Below are 22375 nucleotides of genomic sequence, written 5' to 3' on the forward strand. Positions count from 1 at the left end.
CACCCGGATGGAGGCGATCACCGTGCTCCCGCACCCCGACACGGCCGGTCCCGGCGACCGGGGCCGCACCTTCGGCGTCGAGGAGGAGCTGCTCCTCGTGGACGCCGAGACCCTCGAGCCCGTGGCGGTGAGCCGCGACGTGGTCCGCGACCACGACCGGCACCCGGCGGTCTCCGGCCACCGGATCACCACGGAGCTGCAGCAGGAGCAGATCGAGGTCGCCGGGCCCCCGGTGCAGGGGCTCGCGGACCAGCTCGCCGCGATCCGGCACGGCCGGGCCCTCGTGGACGCCGCCGCGCGCCGCAGGGGAGCCCGGGCCGTGGCGCTGGCCGCGCCGGTGTTCCCGGCCCGGCCCCACCTCGTGCCCCAGCCCCGCTACGCATGGCTGCACGAGCGCTACGGCATGGTCGTCGAGGAGCAGCTGACCTGCGGGCTGCGCGTCCACGTGGGGACCTCCGGTCCGGACGAGGGCGTCGCCGTGCTGGACCGGATCCGCGGCTGGCTGCCGGTCCTCCTGGCGCTCAGCGCCAACTCGCCCTTCTGGTACGGCCGGGAGACCGGTTTCGGCAGCTTCCGGTACCAGACGTGGACCCGCTGGCCCACCGCCGGCCCCGACGAGCTCCTGGGCACGGCGCAGGAGTACGACCGCCGGTGCGCGGCCCTGCTGCGCTCCGGGGTGGCCCTGGACCGCGGCATGCTGTACTTCGACGCCAGGCTCTCCGCCCGGTACCCCACCGTGGAGATCCGGATCGCGGACGTGTGCCTCGAGGCCGAGCACGCCGCGGTGCTCGCGGCCCTCGCCCGCGCCCTGGTCGAGACGGCGGCCCGGCAGTGGCGGGCCGGCGCCCCGGCGCCGCCGATCGGCGTGGGCCAGCTGCGCGCCTGGTCGTGGCAGGCCAGTGCCGCCGGGGTCGACGGGCACCTGGTCAGCCCGGTCTCCGGCGCGCCCGCACCCGCGGAGGAGGTCGTGGCCCAGCTGCTGGCGCACGTGCGCCCCGCCCTCGAGGCGCAGGGCGAGCAGGAGCCCGTGGCCGGGACGGTGGCGGCCCTCCTGCGGGGCGGCTCCGGGGCGCGGCGCCAGCGCGAGGCCTGGGCCGGGGGGCAGGACCCGCACGACGTGGTCCGCGCGGCCCTCGAGGAGACCCACCGGTGAGCCGGGTCACCGACGGCCGGGAGGAGTCCCTGCGCCCGGGCCCCGGCCGGACCGGGGAGCGGGCGGGGGAGCGGGCCGCGCCGCCGGCGACGAGCACCGGCCGGGTGCGCCGGCATCCGCTGCTCCGGCGGCGCCGCGTCGTCGTCGGGTCCCACGCGGTGGACGTGCGCGGGACCTTCGACCCCGCGCTGCCGCCGGTGGTCCTCGTGCACGGGGTCGGGATGTCGGGGGCGTACTTCCTGCGCCTGGCGGACGAGCTCGCCGCGACCCGCGACGTGTACGCCCTCGACCTGCCGGGCTACGGCACGGCACCGAAGCCGCCGCGGCCCCTCTCCGTGGCCGAGCTGGGGGAGGCCGCCGCGGGGGCGGTCGCGGCGCTGGGACTGTCGGGGCCCGTCCTGGTGGGGCACTCCATGGGCTGCCAGATCGTGGTGGACGCCGTCAGCGACCACCCCGGGCTGTGCTCGGGCTACGTCCTGGTCGGGCCGACGGTGGACCCGGACGCGCCCAGCCGGCCCGGCCAGGCGTGGCGGCTGCTGCGGGACACGCTGCGCGAGCCTCCGCGGACCAACGCCCTCGTCCTGCGGGACTACCTGCGGATGGGCCCGCTCCGCTACCTGCGCACCGCCCGGTCCATGGTCCGGGACCGGATCGAGGAGGACATCCGGGGCTGCACGGTTCCCGGTCTGCTCGTGCGCGGCGGACGGGACCCCATCGCCCCGCGGCACTGGGTGCGGCGACTGGCCCGGGCCGCCCCCGAGGCCCGGGTGGTCGAGATCCCCGGTGCCCCGCACAACGTCCAGCACACCCACCCGAAGGAGCTCGCCGCAGCATGCGCCCCCTTTCTCGACGCCTGCCGACCCGCCCGCCGTCCGGACGCCCCGGCGTGATCCCGCGCCGGCTGACGGAGGCGGGGGCCAACCTCGCGGCCTGGGCGCAGGACTACGCCTACGCCCTGCGGTGGCAGGCCGCCGGCGTCCTCGGCCGGTGGGACCCGGCGCACTACCGGGCGCCGGCGGATCCGGACCGGACGCCGGTCGTGCTCATCCCCGGCATCTACGAGTCCTGGACCTTCCTGCTGCCCGTGGCCGGGCTGCTGCGGGAGCACGGACACGACGTGCACGTGGTCGAGGACCTGAAGTTCAACACCGGCACCATCGAGGAGATGGCCGAGCTCGTGGCCGCGCACCTGCGCACGGCCGGCGTGGAGCGGTGCGTGCTCGTGGCGCACAGCAAGGGCGGGCTGATCGGCAAGCACCTCCTGGCCCACCACAACCGGGACGGCGGGATCCACGGGCTCGTGGCGGTCAACACCCCGTTCTCCGGGTCCGAGCTGGCCCGGCTGCTGCCGCTCTCCACCATCCGGGTGTTCCTGCCGCACTCCCCGGAGCTCACCGCGCTGACCACACAGCAGGCGGTGAACCGGGACATCGTCTCGATCTACGGCCGTTTCGACCCGCACATCCCCGGCGGCAGCCGCCTGGAGGGGGCGCACAACGTCCAGCTCGAGACCCGCGGGCACTTCCTGCCCCTGAACGATCCCCGGGTGCACCGGGCGATCCTCGAGGGGATCCGCACGCTGACCCGCTGACCGGTCCCCCTGGTCCGGCGGCGTCGGGGGCGGCTGGTAGTGTGCGGCCATCGTCCGCCCTCCGGCGGTTCGCGCCGGCGAGTGGGGACGACGTCGGAGGGAACGGTGGGCACCGTGGTCGTGATGGGACTGACGCCCTTCCAGGGCTGGGAAGCCGTGTCCTGGGTGCTCCTGCTCCTCACGGTCGGGTGGGGGCTGATCCGCCTGGTGCGCCGGCTCGTGCTGCGCTACGGGAGCAACACCCGGTGGGGCCGCCGGACCCGCACCCGCCTGGGGCTGCGCCGGGCCCGCGACGACCTGCTGGAGCGCCACGCCCGCGGGGAGATCACCGAGGAGGAGTACCTGGAGCGGCTGCGGATCCTCGAGCAGGAGGGCCGGTCCGGTCCGTGACGCTCCGGCCCGGATCGGCTGCGCGCCGGAGGGGACGAACGGGCCGGTCCGTGACCGCGTCGGGTTCCCGGGGCGACGCGCGGCCGGCGGTCCGGGGCTGAAGAACGACAAGCAGGCTGACAGACTGGGGGTGTTCGTGTTCCGCCGAGCCGGCGGGACAAGACCTCGCGACGACAAGGAGATCCCCATGTCCGACAAGCCCAACCCCATCGAGCTGCAGAAGCACCTCAGCGGCCTGGACTACCCGGTCAGCAAGGACGAGGTCGTGCAGAAGGCGCAGGACTCCGGCGCGGACGACTCGATCCTCGAGGCGCTGCGGAACCTCCCGGAGCAGCAGTACGAGAAGCCCACGCACGTGACCGAGGCCGTCTTCGGGAAGTAGCACCCCGGTCCCGGTTTTCGCAGGCCCCGCGGCGCGCGCCGCGGGGCCTGCCGCACGCCGGCGGGCTTCACCGAATCTTCACGGTCCCGGGGTTCACCGGCCGGAACGAACAGTCTACTGTCGAACGTGCGGGGCGCGGCCGCGCCGGGCCCCGCCCAGCACCGCAGGACGTGCGGCCGGCGCCCGGCCGCCGATCGGACGAAGGAGCGAGACCATGACCCACGTGACATCGATGCTCGAGACCTACCCGAAGGACCTCGGCGGGGTGGACCGGCAGAAGCTGGCGGAGTGCATCGCGGCGTGCTTCGAGTGCGCCCAGACCTGCACCGCCTGTGCCGACGCGTGCCTGTCCGAGGACATGGTCGCCGAGCTGACCAAGTGCATCCGGACCAACCTGGACTGCGCCGACATCTGCGCCACCACCGGCAAGGTGCTCTCCCGGCACACCGGCTACGACGCCAACCTCACCCGCGCGGTGCTCCAGGCCTGCCAGGCGGCCTGCAAGGCCTGCGGGGACGAGTGCGCCCAGCACGCGGACATGCACGAGCACTGCAGGGTCTGCGCGGAGGCCTGCCGCCGCTGCGAGCAGGCCTGCGCCGAGCTGATCGGCTCCCTGGGCTGAGCCCGGCACCGGGAATAGGCCCCCGCGGCCCCCGGTTGCCCCGAGCATGAAGGCATTGACGTACGCCCGCTACGGCGGCCCCGAAGTCCTCGAGCTCACCGACCTCCCGGAGCCCAAGGTGCCCCCGGGCTGGGTGCTCGTGCGGGTGCGCAGCGCCGCGATCAACCCGGTCGACTGGAAGATCATGGCCGGCGGGCTGGACCCCCTCATGGAGGTCCAGTTCCCGGTGGTGCCCGGCTGGGACGTGTCCGGGGTCGTGGAGTCGGTCGGCATCGACGTGCCCGAGTGGGCCCCCGGGGACGAGGTGATCTCCTACGCGCGCACGGACTGGGTGCACGGCGGCACGATGGCCGAGTACGTCGCCCTGCCCTCCCGGCTGCTCGCGCCGAAGCCCGCCTCGGTGGACTGGGACCGGGCGGCGTCGCTGCCGCTGGCCGGGCTCACGGCCTACCAGGTGCTCGGCCGCCTGGAGGTGGCCGCGGACCAGACCGTGCTCGTGCACAACGCCTCCGGCGGCGTGGGCGGCTACGCCGTTCAGCTCGCCGTGGCGCGGGGCGCCCGGGTCATCGGCACCGCCTCGGAGGCCAACCACGACTATCTGCGCGCCCTGGGCGCCGAGCCGGTGGTCTACGGGGAAGGGCTGCCCGAGCGGGTCCGGGAGCTGGCACCGGAGGGCGTGGACGTCGTGGTCGACCTCGTGGGCGGGGTCGTCGAGCAGACCCTCGCGGTCCTGAAGGACGGCGGACGGCACGCCTCCGTGGCCGACGACGCCGTGGAGGCCCACGGCGGGACGTGGATGTGGGTGCGGCCCTCCGCCGAGGACCTCACGGAGCTGGGCCGGCTCGTGGACCGGGGCGCGCTGCGGATCGAGCTCGCCCGCAGCGTGCCGCTCGCCGAGGCCGCCGAGGCCTACCGGCTCAGCCAGGAGGGCCACGTCCGCGGCAAGATCGCCGTGCGCATGGGCTGAGCCGGAGGGGTCCCGTAGGTGCACAGCAGGCTGACTGGCACAATGGGCGGGTGACCGATCAGACAGAGACCCTCAGGGCCCTCGAGGACGCGCGGGACCTGCTCGCGGCGTCGAGCCTGCCGCTGTCCACCACGAACGTGCTGCACGAGCGGGAGGACATCGACCGCGCGGTCGCCCAGCTGGACGACTACGTCCTGCCGCGCGTGCGCTCCCTCGACGCCCCGCTGCTCGCGGTGGTCGGCGGGTCCACGGGCGCGGGGAAGTCCACCCTCGTCAACGCGGTGGTGGGCCACCCCGTCACCCGTTCGGGGGCGATCCGTCCGACCACCCGCCAGCCGATCCTGGTCCACCACCCCCGCGACGCCGAGGCGTTCGCCACCCAGCGGGTCCTCCCGCACCTGAGCCGGATCCACGCCCGGAAGGTCACCCCGCCGGGCACCACCGCCGCGGACACCGCGTCCCCGTCCGCGCTGCCCGGCACCGCGGACGGCCAGGCCCTCGTGCTCCTGGCCGAGCCGCGCATCCCCGAGGGCGTCGCCCTGCTCGACGCCCCCGACGTCGACTCGATCTCCGACGAGAACCGCCGGCTCGCCGGCCAGCTGCTGGCCGCCGCCGACCTCTGGCTGTTCGTCACCACCGCCAACCGCTACGCGGACGCCGTCCCGTGGCGGCTGCTGGTGGAGGCCGCCGGGCGGGACATCACCGTGGCGGTGGTCCTCGACCGCGTCCCGCTCGGGCTCGAGGCCGAGATCGAGGAGGACCTCCGGCGGATGCTCGCCGACCAAGGACTCGGCGACGCCCCGGTGTTCACGGTCCCGGAGTCGCCGCTCAACGAGACCGGCATGCTGCCGCCCCACGTCGTCGCCCCCGTCGTGGACTTCCTCGCCGAGCTCGGCCGGGACGCGGCCTCGCGCTCGGAGATCGCCCGGCGCACCCTCGGCGGCGCGGTGCGCTCCATCGCCGAGCGCACCGACGCCGCCGGGGACGCCGTGCTCTCGCAGCAGCGGGCCGGGGCGCAGCTGCGCCACGACGTGGACCGCGCCTTCGACGAGGCGCTGGCCTCCGTGATCGACTCCACCCGGGACGGCACCCTGCTGCGCGGCGAGGTCCTCGCCCGCTGGCAGGACTTCGTGGGCACCGGGGAGTTCTTCCGCAACCTGGAGGCCGGCATCGGGCGGGTCCGCGACCGGATCACCGCCTTCTTCAGCGGCAAGCCGGCCCCGGAGGTCCAGGTCGAGGAGGCCATCGAGACCGGTCTGCAGACCGTCATCGTCGAGGAGGCCGCGCGCGCCTCCGAGACCGCCGAGCGCCGCTGGCAGGACGAGCCCGCCGGCCGCGTGCTGCTGGGCGGCTCAGACCTGGGCTCCCTGCCCCCCGACTTCCGGGAGCGCACGGCCGAGCAGGTCCGGGCCTGGCAGGGCGACCTCATGGAGCTGATCCAGCGGGAGGGCGCCGACAAGCGCACGAAGGCGCGGGCCATGTCGCTCGGCGTCAACGCGCTGACCGTGATCCTGATGATCGGGGTGTTCTCGATGACGGGCGGGCTGACCGGCCTGGAGGTCGGCATCGCCGGCGGCTCCGGGGTGGTCGGCACCAAGCTGCTCGAGGCCGTGTTCGGCGAGGACGCCGTGCGGCGGATGGCCGAGGACGCCCGCCGGAACCTCGAGACGCGCATCTCCGCGCTGCTGGACGAGCAGGCGTCCGTGTTCCTGCGGCGCCTCGACGTCCTGGACGGACACCCGGAGGCGGACGAGCTGAAGGCCGCCGCCGAGCGCATCCGCGCCGCCGCCCGGACGCTGGGGGAGACCGCGTGAGCCCCGCCCGCCGGCCGGCCCCGACCCTCTCCGAGCGGCTGCCCGCGCTCGCCCGCGCCACGGACCTCGCCGACGGGCGGCTCGACGAGGAGGCCGTCGCGGCGGCGCGCACCGTCCTGGCGCGCGCCGCCGAGCGCCGCTCGCTGTCCGCCGACCACACGGTGGTGGGCTTCTTCGGGGCCACCGGCTCCGGGAAGTCGACCCTCTTCAACGCCGTGGTGGGCCGGGAGATCGCCCGTGCCGCCGCCCGCCGCCCCACCACCTCGGAGCCGCTGGCCGCGGTGTGGGGGGAACCGGGCAGCCAGGCCCTGCTGGACTGGCTGGACGTCTCCCAGCGCCACCACGTGGACACCCCGCTGCCCGCGGGGCAGGAGGACGCCGGGCGGTGGACGCGGGTGAAGGAACGGCTTGCGGGCGGTTCCGCCCCGGAGGGCCCCGGCGGGCTCATCCTGCTGGACCTCCCGGACTTCGACTCGGTGAGCCTGCACCACCGCACGATCGTGCAGCGGCTGGTCGGGATGGTCGACGTGGTGGTGTGGGTCGTGGACCCCCAGAAGTACGCGGACGCGATCATCCACCAGGAGTTCATCGCCCCGCTGGCCCACCACGGGGCCGTGACCATGGTCGTCATGAACCAGGTGGACCGCCTGCCCGCCGCCGAGGTCCCCGCCGTGATGGCCTCCCTCGCGGAGCTCGTGGCCCAGGACGGGCTGCCCACCACCGGGCTCTCGAAGCCCGTGGCCGTCTCCGCGGTGACGGGGGAGGGCGTCGAGGCCCTGCGCTCCCGGATCCGCCAGGTGGCGGACACGAAGGCCGCGGCCGGGGCCCGGCTCGACGCCGACGTCACCGACGCCGCCGAGCGGCTCGCGCAGGCCTCCGGCGAGGGCGAGCCGGCCGGGATCACGCAGGAGTCGGAGGACCGGCTCACCGACGGCCTCGCCCAGGCCGCCAACGTCCCGGGCATCGCGCGGGCGGCCGGGAAGTCCTACGCCCTGCACGCGGCCGGGCACACCGGGTGGATCGCCACCCGGTGGCTGCTGAAGTTCCGCAAGGACCCGATGCGGCGGCTCAACCTGGACCGGGGGGACTCCGTGAACCCGGAGGTCAACCGGACCTCGCTGCCGCCGATGGGCGCCGCCCAGCGGGCGGCCGCCGACTCCGCAGTGCGCGGCTTCGCCCACGACGCCGCGGCCGGGGCCGCCGAGCCGTGGACCCGGTCGGTGCGCCAGGCCGCGCGCACCCACGAGGACCGGCTGCCCGACACCATCGACCAGGCCATCGCCGGCACCGACTTCCGGGCCCGGAAGAACATCTGGTGGTGGCTCCTCTTCGACGTCCTGCAGTGGATCGCGATGCTCGCCGTGGTGGCCGGCCTCGTGTGGCTGCTGGGGCTGTTCCTGCTGGAGTACTTCCAGATCCCCGTGCCCCCGCCCCCCACCGTCGAGGGCTTCCCGCTGCCCGTGCCCACCCTGCTCGTGCTCGCCGGGGTCGTGACCGGGCTGTTCCTGGCGCTGACCGGGCGGATCCTCGCCGGCTTCGGCGCCCGGCTGCGCGAGCGCACGGTCCGGCGGAAGCTGCGGGCCTCGGTGGCCGGGGCGGGCCGGCGCACCGTCGTCGAGCCGGTGCGGGCGGAGCTGGAGGCCCACGCGGCCTTCCGGGAGGCGCTCGCCGCGCTGCGCGCCTGACCCCGGGGGCGCCCCGGACCGCCCGCCCGCAGGCCCCGGGGCGGCTCTCAGCGGCGACGGGTCGCAGGGCTCAGCGCGAGGATCCGTCCGCCGGCGGCGCCGATGGCGAGCAGGACGGTGACGAAGCCGATCGCGGGCGCACCCGCCCACGTCAGGGCGTCGCCGTACCGGAGCAGGGCGATCGCCTGCAGGAGGGCGAAGGCCAGGGCGCCGACCCCGAGGGGGCGGACGGTCAGGGCGTCGCCGCGGCGCAGGGCGTAGGCCGCGGCCCAGCCGAGCCCGACCAGCCACGCCCCGACCGCCCTCGCCGTGAGCGGGGTCAGCGGCCACGGCCACAGCGCCGCCGACGCCGCGGGCAGCACCAGGAGCGCGACGCCGACCCCCAGCAGCGCGGCGGCGATGACCGCCAGGAGCACCCGCAGTCCACGCGGCAGCGGTGCGCCGGCCGCCGCGGGTCGCGCGGCAGACCCGTGGGAGCGGAGCTGGAGCCGGCCGATGACGAGCATGGCCACGGGCACGGCGGCGTAGATCGCCAGCCACGCCCCGGCGGCGAAGCGGGCCAGGGGCGGGTGCTCCGCCGACAGGTGGAAGCGGTCCAGGTGGAGCAGGGTCACACCGAGGGTGAGCGTCGTGAAGACGAACACGGGCCAGACGGCCAGCCTGGCCCGGTCCCAGCCGGCGGAGCGGGCCCCCGCCACCTCGAGGAGCGCGCTGGACCAGTACGCCGCGCCGAGGAACACGGCGGTCATCGGCGGCTCGATCGTCCAGGCGAACCAGTCGGCCGTGCGCAGCGGGAAGACGAACAGCACCAGCCCGGCGAGGAACACGAGGACGGCGGCGACGTAGAGCAACCGCCGCATCGCCGGGATCAGCGGCGCGGCCTCAGTCGCGGAGCGCATCGCCGAGCGGCTTCTCGGGGCCGGCCGTCCGGGCCGCCGGAGGCGCCGGGGCGGCGGGAGAGGCCGGGGGCGGCGCCGGGGCGGCCGGCGGGTGCGCGGCCAGGTAGCCGTGCAGGAGCGAGACCACGGTGGCGCCGTCCCCGACGGCGGTCGCCACGCGCTTGATCGAGCCGGCCCGGACGTCGCCGATCGCGAAGACGCCCGGGAGACTGGTCTCCAGGGGCAGCGGCGACCCGGCCGCGGCGTCGTCCCCCGGAGCGCCGGGAGCTCCCGTGGCGCCCGTGCGCAGGAACCCGGCGCGGTCGCGCTGCACCGAGCCGGGCAGCCACGACGTCCGCGGCACCGAGCCGATGAGCACGAACAGCGCCGACGCCGGGATCTCCTCCACGGCCGCGGCGGGGCTGCCCGTGGCGGTGACCTCGACGGCGGTGAGGCACCCGTCCTGCTCGCGGGCGCCCACCACCGAGGTGCCGTAGCGGAGGGTCACGTTGCGGGTCGCCTCGAGCTGGGTGATGAGGTAGCTGGACATGCTGGCGGCGAGCGAGCCCCCCCGGACCAGCAGCGTGACGTGCTCCGCGTACTTCGCGACGTGCAGGGCGGCCTGTCCCGCCGAGTTGCCGCCCCCCACCACGCAGGCGCGCTGCCCGGCCAGCGACGGCGCCTCGGAGACGGCGGCGCCGTAGAAGACGCCCCGGCCCACCAGGGCCTCGAGCTGCGGTACGCCGAGGCGGCGGTAGTCCACGCCGGTGGCCACCACCACCGTGCGGCCCCGCACCACGCCGCCGTCCGACGTGGTCACCGTGTGCACGGGCCCGTCGGTCCCGAGGCTCTCCACCCGCCGCATGAACAGGAAGTCCGTGCCGAAGACCCAGGCCTGCTGGAAGGAGCGGAAGGCCAGGTGGGCGCCGCTCACCCCGCGGGAGAAGCCCGGGTAGTTGCGGATCAGCGAACTGGTGCCGGCCTGGCCGCCCACGGCCTGCTGCTCCACGACCATGGTGGAGAGGCCCTCGGAGGAGGCGTAGACCGCCGCGGCGAGGCCGGCGGGACCGGCGCCGACGACGACCACGTCGAAGACCTTGTCCGTCGGCGGCGGCCGGTTCAGCCCGAACGCCTCGACGATCTCCGGGTCGCCGGGATTCTCCAGGACCGTCGGCGGCGAGGTGAACTGCAGCACCAGCACCGGCAGCGCCGGGTCGTGCAGGCCCAAGCTCTCCAGCATCCGCTGCGCGGCCGGGGACCCGGCCGGGTGGAAGCCCACCGGGATGTGGTTGCGCACCAGGGTGTCGCGCAGCGAGTGGGCCCGTTCGTCGCGCTGGTCCCCGATCATCCGGACCGCCTCGAACCCGCCGCCCTGGGCGAGGTGCCAGTCGTCGAGGGCGTCGGTGATCGCGCCGTGGAACTCCTCGTCGCGCGGGCGCTCGGGACGCAGCACGAGCAGGTCGGCGTGGCCCTGGGCGATGGCCCGGAACACGGTCGGGCCGCTGGCGAAATCCCCCCAGGTCACCGCGACGGCCCGCTTGGCGGCGGGGTGGTCGGCGTAGGCGCGCCGCAGGAGGTCCAGCCCGTCGCGGTCCGCCGGGCCGTAGCACCCCACGATGAGGGCCACCGCGCGGCCCCAGCGCCGGAGTCCCCCGAGGACCGCCCGGGCATGGGCGTGGTCGGCGCAGACCACCACCTCGTAGTCGGCGCCGTAGCGCCGGCGCAGCTCGTCTCCCAGGATGCCCCGAGAGACCGGGTCGCTGGTCGCGAGCAGCAGGACCGGGACCGGGTCGTCCATGGCCGCCACCTCCTGGTGGGTCCCCTGGCCGGATGGCGCTCAGGCTACTCGCGCGGGGATCCCCGGGCAAGGGATCCCTGGCTTCGCCCCGGGCGGCGGCGGGGCGCTCCGGAGGGCCCCACCGCCGCCCGAGGACGGACGCCGCCGGGCCGCGCCGGAGTCGTTCCCCGCGCGGCCGGGTGCGCCGTTGCCGCCGGGGCCGCTGCGGCGCCCGGCGCGTCTAGTGCGCGGCGGCCCGCACCGCCTCGGTGAGCTGGCGGGCGGCCTGCACCACGACCTCCGCGTGCAGGCGTCCGGGCTGGCGGGTGAGCCGCTCGATCGGCCCGGAGATGGACACCGCCGCGATCACGCGGCCGGAGGGCCCCCGCACGGGCGCGGACACGGAGGCGATGCCCGGCTCGCGCTCGCCCAGCGACTGGGCCCAGCCCCGGCGGCGCACCCCGGCGAGCACCGTGGCGGAGAACCGTGCGTGGCGCAGGCCCTCGAGCAGCCGGTCGTGGTCCTCCCACGCGACCAGCACCTGCGCGGCCGACCCGGCCTTCATCGACAGCTGCGTGCCCACCGGGATCGTGTCCCGCAGCCCTATCGGCCGCTCGGCCGAGGCCACGCACACGCGCCAGTCGCCCTGCCGGCGGAAGATCTGCGCGGACTCCCCGGTCGCGTCCCGCAGGTTGACGAGCACGGGGCCGGCGGCGGCGATCAGCCGGTCCTCGCCGGCGGCGGAGGCCAGTTCCACGAGCCGGGACCCGAGCACGAAGCGGCCCTGGATGTCCCGGCCCACGAACCGGTGGTGGGCCAGGGCCACGGCGAGCCGGTGCACGGTGGGCCGCGCCAGGCCGGTGGCGCTCACCAGCTGGGCCAGGGTCGCCGGCCCGGCCTCGAGGGCGTCGAGGATCATGGACGCCTTGTCCACGACGCCCACCCCGCTGGGGGCGGCGGCCGAGCTCAGCAGCAGGGCCTCGCCCGTGCCCTGACCGCCCAGCGGGCTGCCCAGGGGGGCGCCGGACGGGTCCATGTGTCCAGATGTGTCCATGCTCTGATACTGCCGTCTCATAATGTGAGAAGCAAGCCGGAAAGCTGGCCACTCCGCGAGCCCGCCCGCGACCATGGAGGCACGACTCCGCACAGGCAGCACGGAAGGATCCGCCATGCCGGACTACCAGTCCTCGACCCCCTCTCCGACTCCCGCCCCGGCCTCCGGGCGCGCGGGCGGGCGCACCCTGGCCGAGAAGGTCTGGGCGGACCACCTCGTGCGCCAGGGCGAGGACGGCCGGCCGGACCTGCTCTACATCGACCTGCACCTGCTGCACGAGGTGACCTCCCCGCAGGCCTTCGAGGGGCTGCGCCTGGCCGGCCGGCCGCTGCGCCGCCCGGACCTGACGATCGCCACCGAGGACCACAACACGCCCACGCAGGACATCTTCTCCCGCATCGCCGACGACACCTCCCGCAAGCAGATCGAGACGCTGCGCGCCAACTGCGCGGAGTTCGGCGTGCGCCTGCACCCGCTCGGCGACGCCGAGCAGGGGATCGTGCACGTGGTGGGCCCCCAGCTGGGGCTCACCCAGCCCGGGATGACCGTGGTCTGCGGCGACTCCCACACCTCCACCCACGGCGCGTTCGGCGCGCTGGCCTTCGGCATCGGCACCTCCGAGGTCGAGCACGTCATGGCGACCCAGACCCTGCCGCTGGCGCCGTTCCGGACGATGGCGATCACGGTCGAGGGCACGCTGCGCCCCGGGGTCTCCGCCAAGGACATCATCCTGGCCGTGATCGCCAAGATCGGCACCGGCGGCGGGCAGGGCTACGTGCTGGAGTACCGCGGCTCCGCGATCCGCTCCCTGTCCATGGAGGCGCGGATGACCATCTGCAACATGTCCATCGAGGCCGGGGCCCGCGCCGGGATGATCGCCCCGGACGAGACCACCTTCGACTACGTGAAGGGCCGCCCGCACGCCCCCGCCGGCGCCGACTGGGACGCCGCGGTCGAGTACTGGCGGACCCTGCGCACCGACGAGGACGCCGTCTTCGACGCCGAGGTGTTCCTCGACGCGGACGAGCTCGAGCCCTTCGTCACCTGGGGCACAAACCCGGGCCAGGGCGTCCCGCTCTCCGCGGCCGTGCCCGACCCCGAGGACATCGGGGACGAGAACGACAAGGCCAACGCGCGCCGGGCCCTGGAGTACATGGGCCTGAGCGCCGGCACGCCCATGAAGCAGATCCCGGTGGACACCGTGTTCCTGGGCTCCTGCACCAACTCCCGGATCGAGGACCTGCGGGCCGCCGCGGAGATCGTCAAGGGCCGGACCAAGGCCGGGACCGTGCGGATGATGGTGGTGCCCGGCTCCGCGAAGGTGCGGCTGCAGGCCGAGGCCGAGGGCCTGGACCAGGTGTTCAAGGAGTTCGGGGCGGACTGGCGCTTCGCCGGCTGCTCGATGTGCCTGGGCATGAACCCGGACCAGCTGGCCCCGGGCGAGCGGTGCGCCTCGACGTCGAACCGCAACTTCGAGGGCCGCCAGGGCAAGGGCGGGCGCACCCACCTCGTCTCGCCCGTCGTGGCCGCGGCCACCGCGGTGCGCGGCACCCTGTCCTCCCCGTCCGACCTCGAGCCCGCCGCCGCCCCGACCGACCTCGCGTCGGCCGGCGCGTGAGCCCCGACCCGCACCCCAGGAAGGCCTTCCCATGGAGAAGTTCAGCACCCACCGGGGCGTCGGCGTCCCGCTGAAGCAGTCCAACGTGGACACCGACCAGATCATCCCCGCCGTCTACCTCAAGCGAATCACCAAGACCGGCTTCGAGGACGCCCTGTTCGCCGCCTGGCGGAAGAACGAGGACTTCGTGCTCAACCGGGAGCCCTACCGGCACGGCTCCGTGCTGGTGGCCGGCCCGGACTTCGGCACCGGCTCCTCGCGCGAGCACGCCGTGTGGGCGCTGCGCGACTACGGCTTCCGGGTGGTGATCTCCTCGCGCTTCGCCGACATCTTCCGCGGCAACTCCGGCAAGCAGGGACTGCTCGCCGCCCAGGTCGACCAGTCCGACGTCGAGCTGCTGTGGAAGCTGATCGAGGAGCACCCCGGCACCGAGATCGAGGTCGACCTCGAGGCGCGCACCGTGACGTGCGACACCGTGACCGTGCCCTTCGTCATCGACGACTACACCCGCTGGCGGCTCATGGAGGGCCTGGACGACATCGGGCTGACCCTCCAGGACGAGGAGGCGATCACCGCCTACGAGGCCCGCCGGCCCGCGTTCAAGCCCACCACGCTGCCCGCCCGCACCTGAAGCACCGCGCCTTGTTCCCGGCCCGGCGGAGCCCTCCACGGCCCGCCGGGCCGCGCGCTGTCCCGGACACGCACGACCCCCCTGCGCGAGGCGCCTCTCCGGGGAACCTACACTGTACGGGTGCCGCTCCCGCTCGGGGGGTGGCCCGCCAACAGCAGATCGGAAGTTCATGAGCAGCGCACTGCACATCACGGGCGGCGTTCCCCTGTCCGGCCAGGTCACCGTGCGAGGTGCCAAGAATCTCGTCCCCAAGGCCATGGTGGCCGCCCTCCTGGGGTCCACGCCGTCCGTCCTGGCGAACGTTCCGGAGATCAAGGACGTCCAGGTCGTCACCAACCTGCTGTCCCTGCACGGGGTCGAGGTGGGGCGCGAGGACGGCCGGCTCTCCCTGGACCCGTCCAACGTCACCACGGCCCGGCACGCTGACATCGACGCCCACGCGGGGGACTCCCGCATCCCGATCCTGCTGTGCGGACCCCTCCTGCACGCGATCGGCGAGGCGTTCATCCCCGACCTCGGCGGCTGCAAGATCGGCGACCGGCCCATCAACTACCACCTCGACGTGCTGCGCCACTTCGGGGCCCGGGTCGAGAAGCTCGAGTCGGGGATCCGGATGAGCGCTCCCCACGGGCTGCACGGCGCCAAGGTGGAGCTGCCCTACCCCTCGGTCGGCGCCACCGAGCAGGTGCTGCTCACCGCCACCCGCGCCGACGGCCACACCGAGCTGCGCGGCGCGGCGACCGAGCCCGAGATCATGGACCTGATCGCGATCCTGCAGAAGATGGGCGCCATCATCACGGTGCAGACCGACCGGGTGATCCGGATCGAGGGCGTCCCCGAGCTCACCGGCTACCGCCACCGGGCCATGCCCGACCGGATCGAGGCCGCCTCCTGGGGCTCGGCCGCGCTGGCCACCGGCGGCGACATCTTCGTGTCCGGGGCGCGGCAGGCCGACATGATGACCTTCCTCAACACCTTCCGGAAGATCGGCGGCGGCCTCGACATCACCGAGGACGGGATCCGCTTCTACCACCCCGGCGGGGACCTCAACCCGCTCATCGTGGAGACCGACGTCCACCCCGGCTTCATGACCGACTGGCAGCAGCCGCTCGTGGTCGCCCTCACCCAGGCCAAGGGCGTGTCCATCGTCCACGAGACCGTCTACGAGAACCGCTTCGGCTTCACCGGCGCGCTCAACCGGATGGGGGCCACGATCCAGCTGCACCGCGAGTGCCTGGGCTCCGTCCCGTGCCGGTTCGGGCAGCGCAACTTCGTCCACTCGGCCGTGATCTCCGGGCCCACCCCGCTGCGGGCGGCCCAGATCAACATCCCGGACCTGCGCGGGGGCTTCTCCCACCTGATCGCGGCGATGGCCGCCGACGGCGTCTCCCACGTGACGGGCGTCGAGCTCATCAAGCGCGGCTACGAGCACTTCACCGACAAGCTCTCGGGGCTCGGCGCGTCCTTCGAGCTCGACGGCGAGTGAGCCGGGCCCGTCGATGAGCCGCACCTCGAACCGCCGCCTGTTCCGGGTGCTGGCGGGGATCGTCAAGCCGGCCTACGGGCTGGCGGCGCGGCTGCGCTGGACCGGGGCGGAGCACCTGCCCGCCGAGGGCGGGTTCATCGTGGTGCCCAACCACCTCACCGAGCTCGACCCGCTGACGGTGGCGATCACGCTCTACGACAACGGCATCATGCCGCGCTTCCTCGCCAAGGAGTCGTTGTTCCGCGCCCCCGTGGTCGGCCCGGTGCTGCGGGCCACCGGGCAGGTCCCCGTCCTGCGCGGCACCCCCGACGCCGCGGCCGCGCTCACCGCCGCCCGCACGGAGCTGGCCTCCGGCGGGGCGGTCGTGATCTATCCCGAGGGCACCCTGACCCGCGACCCCGACCAGTGGCCGATGACCGGGCACACGGGCGCCGCCCGGCTCGCCCTGGCCACCGGCGTCCCGGTGGTCCCGCTGGCGCACTGGGGTGACCAGGAGGTCCTCGGCCGGGCGCCGTCCACCGGCCGGCCGACCGTCAGCCTGGTCCCGCGCAAGCACGTGCGCGTGCGGATCGGCCCGCCCGTCGACCTCACCCCGTGGCGCGACGACGCCCCGGACCTGACGCACCCCGTGGGGCGCCACGCCGCCCGGCTGGAGGACGCCACCGACGCGATCATGCGGGCCGTGACCCGCGAGCTCGCGGTGCTGCGCGAGGCCGAGGCCCCGCCCGCCCTCTGGGACCGCCGCCGGGGAGGCCGCCTGTGACGCCGTCCACCGGCCCGGCCCGGCCCCTGCCCGGCTCGCCCCTGCCCGTTCCGTCCCCGCCCGTTCCGCCCCCGCCCGGCACCGCCGCCGGAGGCCCCCGGAAGATCGCCGTGCTCGGCGCCGGGTCCTGGGGCACCACCTTCGCCAAGGTCCTGGCCGACAGCGCCCGGGCCGCCGCGCACGCCCGGCACGAGCCCCCGGCCCGCACCGTCGTGCTCTGGGGGCGCGACGCGGACGCCATGGGCCACGTGGCGCGCACCCACGTGAACGACCGCTACGTGCCCGGCATCCGGCTGCCCGGGCTCCTGCAGGCCACCGGCGACCTCGCCGCTGCCGTGCACGGTGCCGACCTGGTGGTCCTCGCGGTGCCCGCCCAGGCGCTGCGCGCGCAGCTGGCCGCCGCGGCCCCGCACCTGGACCCGGAGGCGGTGCTGCTCTCCCTGGCCAAGGGGCTCGAGCGGGACACCGGGCTGCGGATGAGCGAGGTGGTCGCCGAGGAGCTCGGCCGGGCCACGGACCGGGACGCCGAGCACTGGCGGGGGCGGACCTGCGTGCTCTCCGGGCCGAACCTGGCCATGGAGATCGCCGAGGAGCAGCCCACCGCCTCCGTCGTCGCGGCCCCCACCACGGAGCTCGCCACCTGGGTGGCGCACGCCTGCCGGACCCGCTACTTCCGCCCGTACACCAACACCGACGTGGTGGGCACCGAGATCGGCGGGGTGGTCAAGAACGTCATCGCCCTGTCCGTGGGCATCGCCGACGGGAGGCACTTCGGGGAGAACTCGAAGGCCTCCATCATCACCCGCGGACTGGCCGAGACCACCCGTCTCGCCCTCGCCCTCGGCGGCCGGCTCGAGACGCTCTCGGGACTGGCCGGGATGGGCGACCTCGTGGCGACCTGCTCGTCGCCCCTGTCCCGCAACCGCACGGCGGGCCGGCTCCTGGGGCTCGGCGCGACCCTCGCCGAGGTGCAGGAGGAGATGACCCAGACGGCCGAGGGGATCAAGTCCGCCCCGGCCGTGCTGGCCCTGGCCCGCCGGCACGGCGTCGACATGCCCATCACCGAGGCCGTCGTGGCCATCCTGCGCGAGGACATCACCGTCGACGACCTGGCCCCGCTGCTGCTGGGCCGCGAGATCAAATCCGAAGGGACCACCCCATGACCCCCCGCCCCTGTGTCGCCGTGCTCTTCGGCGGACGCTCCAGCGAGCACGCCATCTCCCTCATCACGGCCCGCGGCGTGCTGCGCGCCATCGACCGGGAGAAGTGGGACGTGGTGACGGTCGGGATCGCCACCTCCGGCGAGTGGTTCCTCTGCCCGCAGGAGGAGCTGGAGCGGCTGCTGGACGAGAACCCCATCGCCGAGCTCCCGGTGGGGGAGGACCTCGTGAGCCTGCCGCTGAAGGTCGGGGAGAACGAGCTGATCGTCCGGCAGGCCGGGTCCTGCGGCGAGACCGTGACCCGCGACCGCCACATCGACGTGGTCCTGCCGCTGCTGCACGGACCCTTCGGCGAGGACGGCACCCTCCAGGGACTCCTCGAGCTCGCGGACCTGCGCTACGTCGGCTGCGGGGTGACCGCCTCCGCGGTGGGCATGGACAAGCACTTCATGAAGCTGGCCTTCGAGGCGGCGGGCATGGAGGTGGGCCCCTACACCGTGGTCACCGACCGCCAGTGGGCCCTCGACCCGGTCGGCGTGCGCGAGCGGATCGCCGCGCTGGGCTTCCCGGTGTTCGTGAAGCCGGCCCGGGCGGGCTCCTCCTTCGGGATCACCAAGGTGGACCGGCCCGAGGAGCTGGACGCGGCGATCGAGACCGCCCGCGAGCACGACCGCAAGCTCGTGGTCGAGGCCGGCATCGTGGGCCGCGAGATCGAGTGCGCCGTGCTCCAGGGCCGGGGCACGGACCCGGCTCGCACCTCGATGCCCGGGGAGATCGAGATCGTCGACGAGCACGCCTTCTACGACTTCGAGGCCAAGTACGTCTCCCAGGCGTCCGCGCGGCTCAGCTGCCCCGCGGACCTGCCGCAGGAGGCGACCGACGCCATCCGCGCCGGAGCCGTCACCGCCTTCGAGGCGCTCGACGGCGAGGGCCTGTGCCGCGCCGACTTCTTCTACACCCCGGACGGCCGGGTCGTCATCAACGAGGTCAACACCATGCCCGGCTTCACCCCGATCTCCATGTACCCGCGGATGTGGGCGGCGTCCGGGCTCGACTACGCCCGGCTGATCGACGAGCTGCTCGGCCTGGCCATGGAGCGCCCGGTCGGCCTGCGCTGACCTCCCCGGGCCCGCCCGTCTCCCCGGGAGGCGGGCCCGGTCCTCCGGGAGCGGGCCTAGTCCTCGGGGGCCGGGGAAGCGGTGACCACGACGTTCTTGCCGACCGCGTCGCGCGTGTAGCAGCTGATCAGCACGATGCGGTGGGGCACGACCCGCCAGATGTCGCTGTCCTTGAGCGTGTCCTTCTCGTAGGTCGTGACGGAGTCCACCACGTAGTCGAGCCTCCCGTCGACCGTCTCCACCTCGAGCCGTTCCCCGACCAGGGCCGGGTCGCTGAGCTTGTTGAACGGCAGCGCGATCCTGTCGTAGCTGTGCCCGGCGATGTAGGTGGTGTTCCCCGAACCCGCACCGGGCATCCCGTAGGGGGTGAGCCAGTAGCCGCTGTAGGTCTGCGGGGGCACCAGGGAGGCCTCCGAGAGCTGGTCCTCCGTGGGGCTGTAGGGCAGGACGTCCGCCTCGAAGCCCACGGCGTCGATGCTCAGGCGCAGCGGCGACGCCGCGCGCGGGGTGTGGCCGAAGAGCTCCTGGGCGAGGAACCACTGGTTCATCAGCGCCACCCAGAGCACGGCGGCGCAGATCGTCACCACGGCCGCCCGCCGCGCCCGCGGGTCCGTGCGGGACGTCGTGACCGGCCGCGGCGGCGCCGGCAGGGTGTTCATGCCCATGCTGTCCTGTTCTCCGTGGTCCGGGCCGCGGCGGCCCGCACCGGTCGTGCGTGTGCGGGGCGCGGTCGGGCGGCCGCCGCACCGGCCCCGCCGGCGAGCGGCGCCGGTGCGGCGGCCGGCTCAGCCGCGGGTGCGCCCGAGCCGGCGGGCCCGGAGCGCCAGCGCGCCGGGCAGGGCCACGGCCGCCGCGAGCAGCGCGGTCAGCACCCCGGCCCCGGCCGGCTGCTCCAGGGGCGCCGCGGTGAGGAAGGTGTCCACGTTCAGGCCGGTGTTCTCGCCCCCGCCGGGAGCGGCCACCTCGGCCGCGGGCGCGGCCGGTGCCTCCGGGACGGCGGCCGGGGCGTCGGCGGGCGCGGGCTCCACGGCCGGCGGCGCGACCGGGGCGGCCTCCTGCACCGCGGGTGCGGCCGGCGCGGCCGGTGCCTCCTGGACGGCCGCGGGGGCCTCCACGGGTGCGGGGTCGAGGGGCGCGGGAGCCACGGCCGGGAGCTCGGCCGGAGCGGCCTGCTGCGCCGCGGGTTCGGCCACGCCCGGCGGGGCGTCGGCGGCCGGTGCGTCCACCGGTGCGGCGACGGCCGACGGGGCGCCCAGCAACAGGCCCCCCACCAGCACGGTCGTCGACGAGCCGGCGACCACCAGCTTTCTCGTAGCAGTCATGTCGATGCGTCTCCTGATAGTCCGTAGTCGGCCCGGGCCCACCCCAGGGCCGCCAGCGCGCGGCACGAGCTCCTGACGGTGTCGTGCCCGCACCCCCGTGCGGGCACGACGGGACGCGTCGTGCTGCTCCTCGTTCGGCCCGGACGGGACGATTGCCCGTTCGACGGAGCCGGAACCCCCGACCGAAGAACTGCTGTGCTTTAACTATGTACACCTGCACATCGTTAGCAAGGGCGAACAGGTACGTGACGGCATGAGGCGGCGGACCGAGCCGGGCGGCACGGGCCGCCGCGCCGGCGCCCGAGGGCCGCGGATCCCGCCCGCCCCTCCGGCGCAACCCTGCACTAGTGGGGACGCGTGTCCGGTCCGCATCGCCGTTCACGAACGCACATGATGGACTCCACGGGGTGCCGCTCGGGCACTCCGCCGGCCGCACTCGGGAGGGCGGCCAGGTTTGCCCGAGGGGGAGAGGCAGTCGATGAGCGCAGGAGTGCCCGGGGCGGGGGGCCCGGTGCAGGGGCACGGCCGCGCGGAGCACGGCAGCACCCCGGTGCCCACCGACGGCCCGCCGCGGGCGAGCCGGTGCGGCCGTCGGTCCCGCCTGCCCGGGGGTCCCGGGCTCGAGCCGCCCGCCCCCGCACGGCCGGGCGGTGCGGTCGCCGGTGCCGGGGGTCTCCCGTGAGGTGGCCCGATCTGCTCGGCTCCGCGGCCGCCAACACACGGCGCGCCAGGATCCGCACCGGCCTGACCGTGGTCGCGGTGTTCATCGGGGCCTGCGCCCTGACGCTGACCTCCGGGATGGGCACCGGCGTGAACCGCTACATCGACGACACCGTGGCCGCCTTCGGCGACGCCGACGCGCTCTACGTCCAGAAGTCCCAGCCCCTCGTCGAGCTCTCGGCCGGAGCCGGACCGCGCGAGTACGACCCGGACACCACGCGGATCCGCACGGGCTTCGGCGTGTCCTTCGAGGGGCTCTCCCCGGAGGACGTCGACTTCCTCGAGGAGCTCGACGGCGTGGCGTCGGTCAAGCCGATGTACGCGGTCTCGCCCACCTACCTGGAGGCGGCGGACGGCAGCCGCTTCCAGCTCTCGCCGGGCATCCCGGTCGACGCCGTGGGCCTGCAGATGGTGGCCGGCGGCCCCCCGGCCGCGGACCGCGACGAGATCGCGGTCCCGGACAGCTGGGTGGCCGATCTCGGCTACGCCTCCGCCGCGGAGGCCGTCGGGGGAGAGGTGGTCGTGGTCATGACCGACCTCGCGGAGCGGGACCGGGAGTTCCCGGCCCGCATCTCCGGGGTGACCCAGGCGAGCCTGGCGGGGACCTCGCTGAACCCGATCCCGTCCGACTCCTTCAACGAGCGGCTCTACGCGTACCAGGTGGGCGGCGGGCCGCAGCGGGTGCCCGAGAGCTTCGCGATGGCCACGGTCACGGTCGAGGACATGGGGCGGGCCGCCGAGATCCAGGCCCGGCTGGAGGAGCGGGAGATGCTGGGCCTGACGGTCGAGGACCAGCTGGGGATGTTCCGCACGGTCATCAACGCCATCGTGTGGATCCTCAACGCCTGTGCCGTGATCGCCCTGCTGGCCGCGGGTCTCGGGATCGTCAACACGCTGCTGATGTCGGTGCAGGAGCGCACCCGGGAGATCGGGCTGATGAAGGCCATGGGAATGAGCGGGCGCGCGGTCTTCGGCCTCTTCTCCCTCGAGGCCGTCCTGATCGGCCTCCTCGGCGCCCTCCTCGGCGCGGCCGCGGGCGTGGCCGGCGGCTCCGCCGTGAGCGGCGCGCTGGCCGGGGGATATCTCTCCGGGCTGCCCGGTCTGTCCCTGTTCGCCTTCGAGGCGGGGAGGGTCGCGCTGATCGTGCTGTCCGTCATGGGGATCGCGTTCCTCGCCGGCACGATCCCGGCCGTGCGGGCCGCGCGGAAGGACCCCATCGCCTCCCTGCGCCACGAGTGAGCCGC

General features: G+C 74.9%; 21 protein-coding genes. 16 read left to right on the top strand and 5 right to left on the bottom strand.

Annotated elements, in window-relative coordinates; genetic code table 11:
* The first annotated feature begins 22 nt into the window (after positions 1 to 22).
* From GMA12_RS01420 to GMA12_RS01460, 9 genes are all read left to right on the top strand, one after another.
* Positions 23 to 1153 (top strand): glutamate--cysteine ligase, encoded by a 1131-nt coding sequence (locus GMA12_RS01420; RefSeq protein ID WP_370829854.1) that lies wholly within the window; start codon positions 23 to 25, stop codon positions 1151 to 1153.
* Positions 1150 to 2043 carry an alpha/beta fold hydrolase gene (locus GMA12_RS01425; protein WP_156266438.1) on the top strand — a complete coding sequence of 298 codons (894 nt, stop codon included), beginning with the start codon at positions 1150 to 1152 and terminating at the stop codon, positions 2041 to 2043. Before GMA12_RS01420 ends, GMA12_RS01425 begins: the two co-directional genes overlap by 4 nt.
* Positions 2040 to 2744 carry an esterase/lipase family protein gene (locus GMA12_RS01430; protein WP_156266440.1) on the top strand — a complete coding sequence of 235 codons (705 nt, stop codon included), beginning with the start codon at positions 2040 to 2042 and terminating at the stop codon, positions 2742 to 2744. The genes GMA12_RS01425 and GMA12_RS01430 overlap by 4 nt, the downstream gene beginning before the upstream one ends.
* A 123-nt stretch (positions 2745 to 2867) precedes the next feature.
* On the top strand, positions 2868 to 3134 hold the full coding sequence (locus GMA12_RS01435) for an SHOCT domain-containing protein (RefSeq protein WP_156266442.1): 267 nt from the start codon (positions 2868 to 2870) through the stop codon (positions 3132 to 3134).
* A 187-nt stretch (positions 3135 to 3321) separates the two neighbouring features.
* Positions 3322 to 3516, top strand: coding sequence for a DUF2795 domain-containing protein (locus tag GMA12_RS01440; protein WP_156266444.1), 195 nt, complete (start codon positions 3322 to 3324; stop codon positions 3514 to 3516).
* 214 nt (positions 3517 to 3730) lie between these two features.
* Positions 3731 to 4138, top strand: coding sequence for a four-helix bundle copper-binding protein (locus tag GMA12_RS01445; protein WP_156266446.1), 408 nt, complete (start codon positions 3731 to 3733; stop codon positions 4136 to 4138).
* A 46-nt stretch (positions 4139 to 4184) separates the two neighbouring features.
* The gene (locus GMA12_RS01450; protein WP_156266448.1) at positions 4185 to 5105 is read left to right on the top strand and encodes an NADP-dependent oxidoreductase; all 921 of its coding nucleotides are present in this window, start codon (positions 4185 to 4187) and stop codon (positions 5103 to 5105) included.
* A gap of 50 nt (positions 5106 to 5155) precedes the next feature.
* A complete protein-coding gene (locus GMA12_RS01455; RefSeq protein WP_162459328.1) occupies positions 5156 to 6919 on the top strand; it encodes a dynamin family protein in 1764 nt (587 codons plus the stop codon).
* Positions 6916 to 8604 carry a GTPase gene (locus GMA12_RS01460; RefSeq protein WP_162459329.1) on the top strand — a complete coding sequence of 563 codons (1689 nt, stop codon included), beginning with the start codon at positions 6916 to 6918 and terminating at the stop codon, positions 8602 to 8604. The genes GMA12_RS01455 and GMA12_RS01460 overlap by 4 nt, the downstream gene beginning before the upstream one ends.
* Positions 8605 to 8651: 47 nt before the next feature.
* Here the strand turns inward: GMA12_RS01460 and GMA12_RS01465 are convergent, their stop codons facing one another.
* From GMA12_RS01465 to GMA12_RS01475, 3 genes are all read right to left on the bottom strand, one after another.
* Positions 8652 to 9503 (bottom strand): hypothetical protein, encoded by an 852-nt coding sequence (locus tag GMA12_RS01465; RefSeq protein WP_240898512.1) that lies wholly within the window; start codon positions 9501 to 9503, stop codon positions 8652 to 8654.
* Positions 9487 to 11280: an NAD(P)/FAD-dependent oxidoreductase gene (locus tag GMA12_RS01470; RefSeq protein ID WP_156266450.1), complete on the bottom strand. Its 1794-nt coding sequence runs from the start codon at positions 11278 to 11280 to the stop codon at positions 9487 to 9489. Before GMA12_RS01470 ends, GMA12_RS01465 begins: the two co-directional genes overlap by 17 nt.
* Before the next feature lie 220 nt (positions 11281 to 11500).
* Entirely contained in the window at positions 11501 to 12313 is an 813-nt protein-coding gene (locus tag GMA12_RS01475; RefSeq protein WP_276607329.1) for an IclR family transcriptional regulator, read from the bottom strand.
* A gap of 115 nt (positions 12314 to 12428) precedes the next feature.
* Between GMA12_RS01475 and leuC the strand changes: the two genes are divergently transcribed.
* The 6 genes from leuC to GMA12_RS01505 all read left to right on the top strand — a co-directional run bounded on the left by leuC (position 12429) and on the right by GMA12_RS01505 (position 19089).
* The gene (gene leuC, locus GMA12_RS01480; RefSeq protein WP_240898513.1) at positions 12429 to 13931 is read left to right on the top strand and encodes a 3-isopropylmalate dehydratase large subunit; all 1503 of its coding nucleotides are present in this window, start codon (positions 12429 to 12431) and stop codon (positions 13929 to 13931) included.
* A gap of 31 nt (positions 13932 to 13962) precedes the next feature.
* A complete protein-coding gene (gene leuD, locus GMA12_RS01485; protein ID WP_156266452.1) occupies positions 13963 to 14562 on the top strand; it encodes a 3-isopropylmalate dehydratase small subunit in 600 nt (199 codons plus the stop codon).
* Between the two features lie 169 nt (positions 14563 to 14731).
* A complete protein-coding gene (gene murA, locus GMA12_RS01490) occupies positions 14732 to 16048 on the top strand; it encodes a UDP-N-acetylglucosamine 1-carboxyvinyltransferase (protein ID WP_156266454.1) in 1317 nt (438 codons plus the stop codon).
* Positions 16049 to 16061: 13 nt separating this feature from the next.
* Positions 16062 to 16811, top strand: a complete 750-nt coding sequence (locus GMA12_RS01495) for a lysophospholipid acyltransferase family protein (RefSeq protein WP_156266456.1) — start codon at positions 16062 to 16064, stop codon at positions 16809 to 16811.
* A 41-nt stretch (positions 16812 to 16852) separates the two neighbouring features.
* Positions 16853 to 17974 (top strand): NAD(P)H-dependent glycerol-3-phosphate dehydrogenase, encoded by a 1122-nt coding sequence (locus tag GMA12_RS01500; protein ID WP_156266755.1) that lies wholly within the window; start codon positions 16853 to 16855, stop codon positions 17972 to 17974.
* Entirely contained in the window at positions 17971 to 19089 is a 1119-nt protein-coding gene (locus GMA12_RS01505) for a D-alanine--D-alanine ligase family protein (protein WP_156266458.1), read from the top strand. Before GMA12_RS01500 ends, GMA12_RS01505 begins: the two co-directional genes overlap by 4 nt.
* Positions 19090 to 19145: 56 nt before the next feature.
* On the opposite strand, the gene GMA12_RS01510 is transcribed toward GMA12_RS01505, so the two are convergent.
* On the bottom strand, positions 19146 to 19748 hold the full coding sequence (locus GMA12_RS01510; RefSeq protein ID WP_156266460.1) for a class F sortase: 603 nt from the start codon (positions 19746 to 19748) through the stop codon (positions 19146 to 19148).
* 126 nt (positions 19749 to 19874) lie between these two features.
* Positions 19875 to 20411, bottom strand: a complete 537-nt coding sequence (locus GMA12_RS01515; protein WP_156266462.1) for a hypothetical protein — start codon at positions 20409 to 20411, stop codon at positions 19875 to 19877.
* A 678-nt stretch (positions 20412 to 21089) separates the two neighbouring features.
* On the opposite strand from GMA12_RS01515, the gene GMA12_RS01520 reads away from it, so the two are divergent.
* On the top strand, positions 21090 to 22370 hold the full coding sequence (locus tag GMA12_RS01520) for an ABC transporter permease (protein ID WP_162459330.1): 1281 nt from the start codon (positions 21090 to 21092) through the stop codon (positions 22368 to 22370).
* The last annotated feature ends 5 nt before the right edge of the window (positions 22371 to 22375 follow it).

It is taken from the genome of Kocuria sediminis (assembly GCF_009735315.1).
GTDB lineage: Bacteria > Actinomycetota > Actinomycetes > Actinomycetales > Micrococcaceae > Kocuria > Kocuria turfanensis.

Bases quoted from the DNA above. Each gene is read 5' to 3' on its own strand.
- GMA12_RS01435 (WP_156266442.1), top strand. From the start codon at position 2,868: ATGGGACTGACGCCCTTCCAGGGCTGGGAAGCCGTGTCCTGGGTGCTC.
- GMA12_RS01440 (WP_156266444.1), top strand. From the start codon at position 3,322: ATGTCCGACAAGCCCAACCCCATCGAGCTGCAGAAGCACCTCAGCGGC.
- GMA12_RS01445 (WP_156266446.1), top strand. From the start codon at position 3,731: ATGACCCACGTGACATCGATGCTCGAGACCTACCCGAAGGACCTCGGC.
- GMA12_RS01450 (WP_156266448.1), top strand. From the start codon at position 4,185: ATGAAGGCATTGACGTACGCCCGCTACGGCGGCCCCGAAGTCCTCGAG.
- GMA12_RS01465 (WP_240898512.1), bottom strand. From the start codon at position 9,503: ATGCGCTCCGCGACTGAGGCCGCGCCGCTGATCCCGGCGATGCGGCGG.
- GMA12_RS01470 (WP_156266450.1), bottom strand. From the start codon at position 11,280: ATGGACGACCCGGTCCCGGTCCTGCTGCTCGCGACCAGCGACCCGGTC.
- GMA12_RS01475 (WP_276607329.1), bottom strand. From the start codon at position 12,313: ATGGACACATCTGGACACATGGACCCGTCCGGCGCCCCCCTGGGCAGC.
- leuC (WP_240898513.1), top strand. From the start codon at position 12,429: ATGCCGGACTACCAGTCCTCGACCCCCTCTCCGACTCCCGCCCCGGCC.
- leuD (WP_156266452.1), top strand. From the start codon at position 13,963: ATGGAGAAGTTCAGCACCCACCGGGGCGTCGGCGTCCCGCTGAAGCAG.
- murA (WP_156266454.1), top strand. From the start codon at position 14,732: ATGAGCAGCGCACTGCACATCACGGGCGGCGTTCCCCTGTCCGGCCAG.
- GMA12_RS01495 (WP_156266456.1), top strand. From the start codon at position 16,062: ATGAGCCGCACCTCGAACCGCCGCCTGTTCCGGGTGCTGGCGGGGATC.
- GMA12_RS01505 (WP_156266458.1), top strand. From the start codon at position 17,971: ATGACCCCCCGCCCCTGTGTCGCCGTGCTCTTCGGCGGACGCTCCAGC.
- GMA12_RS01510 (WP_156266460.1), bottom strand. From the start codon at position 19,748: ATGAACACCCTGCCGGCGCCGCCGCGGCCGGTCACGACGTCCCGCACG.
- GMA12_RS01515 (WP_156266462.1), bottom strand. From the start codon at position 20,411: ATGACTGCTACGAGAAAGCTGGTGGTCGCCGGCTCGTCGACGACCGTG.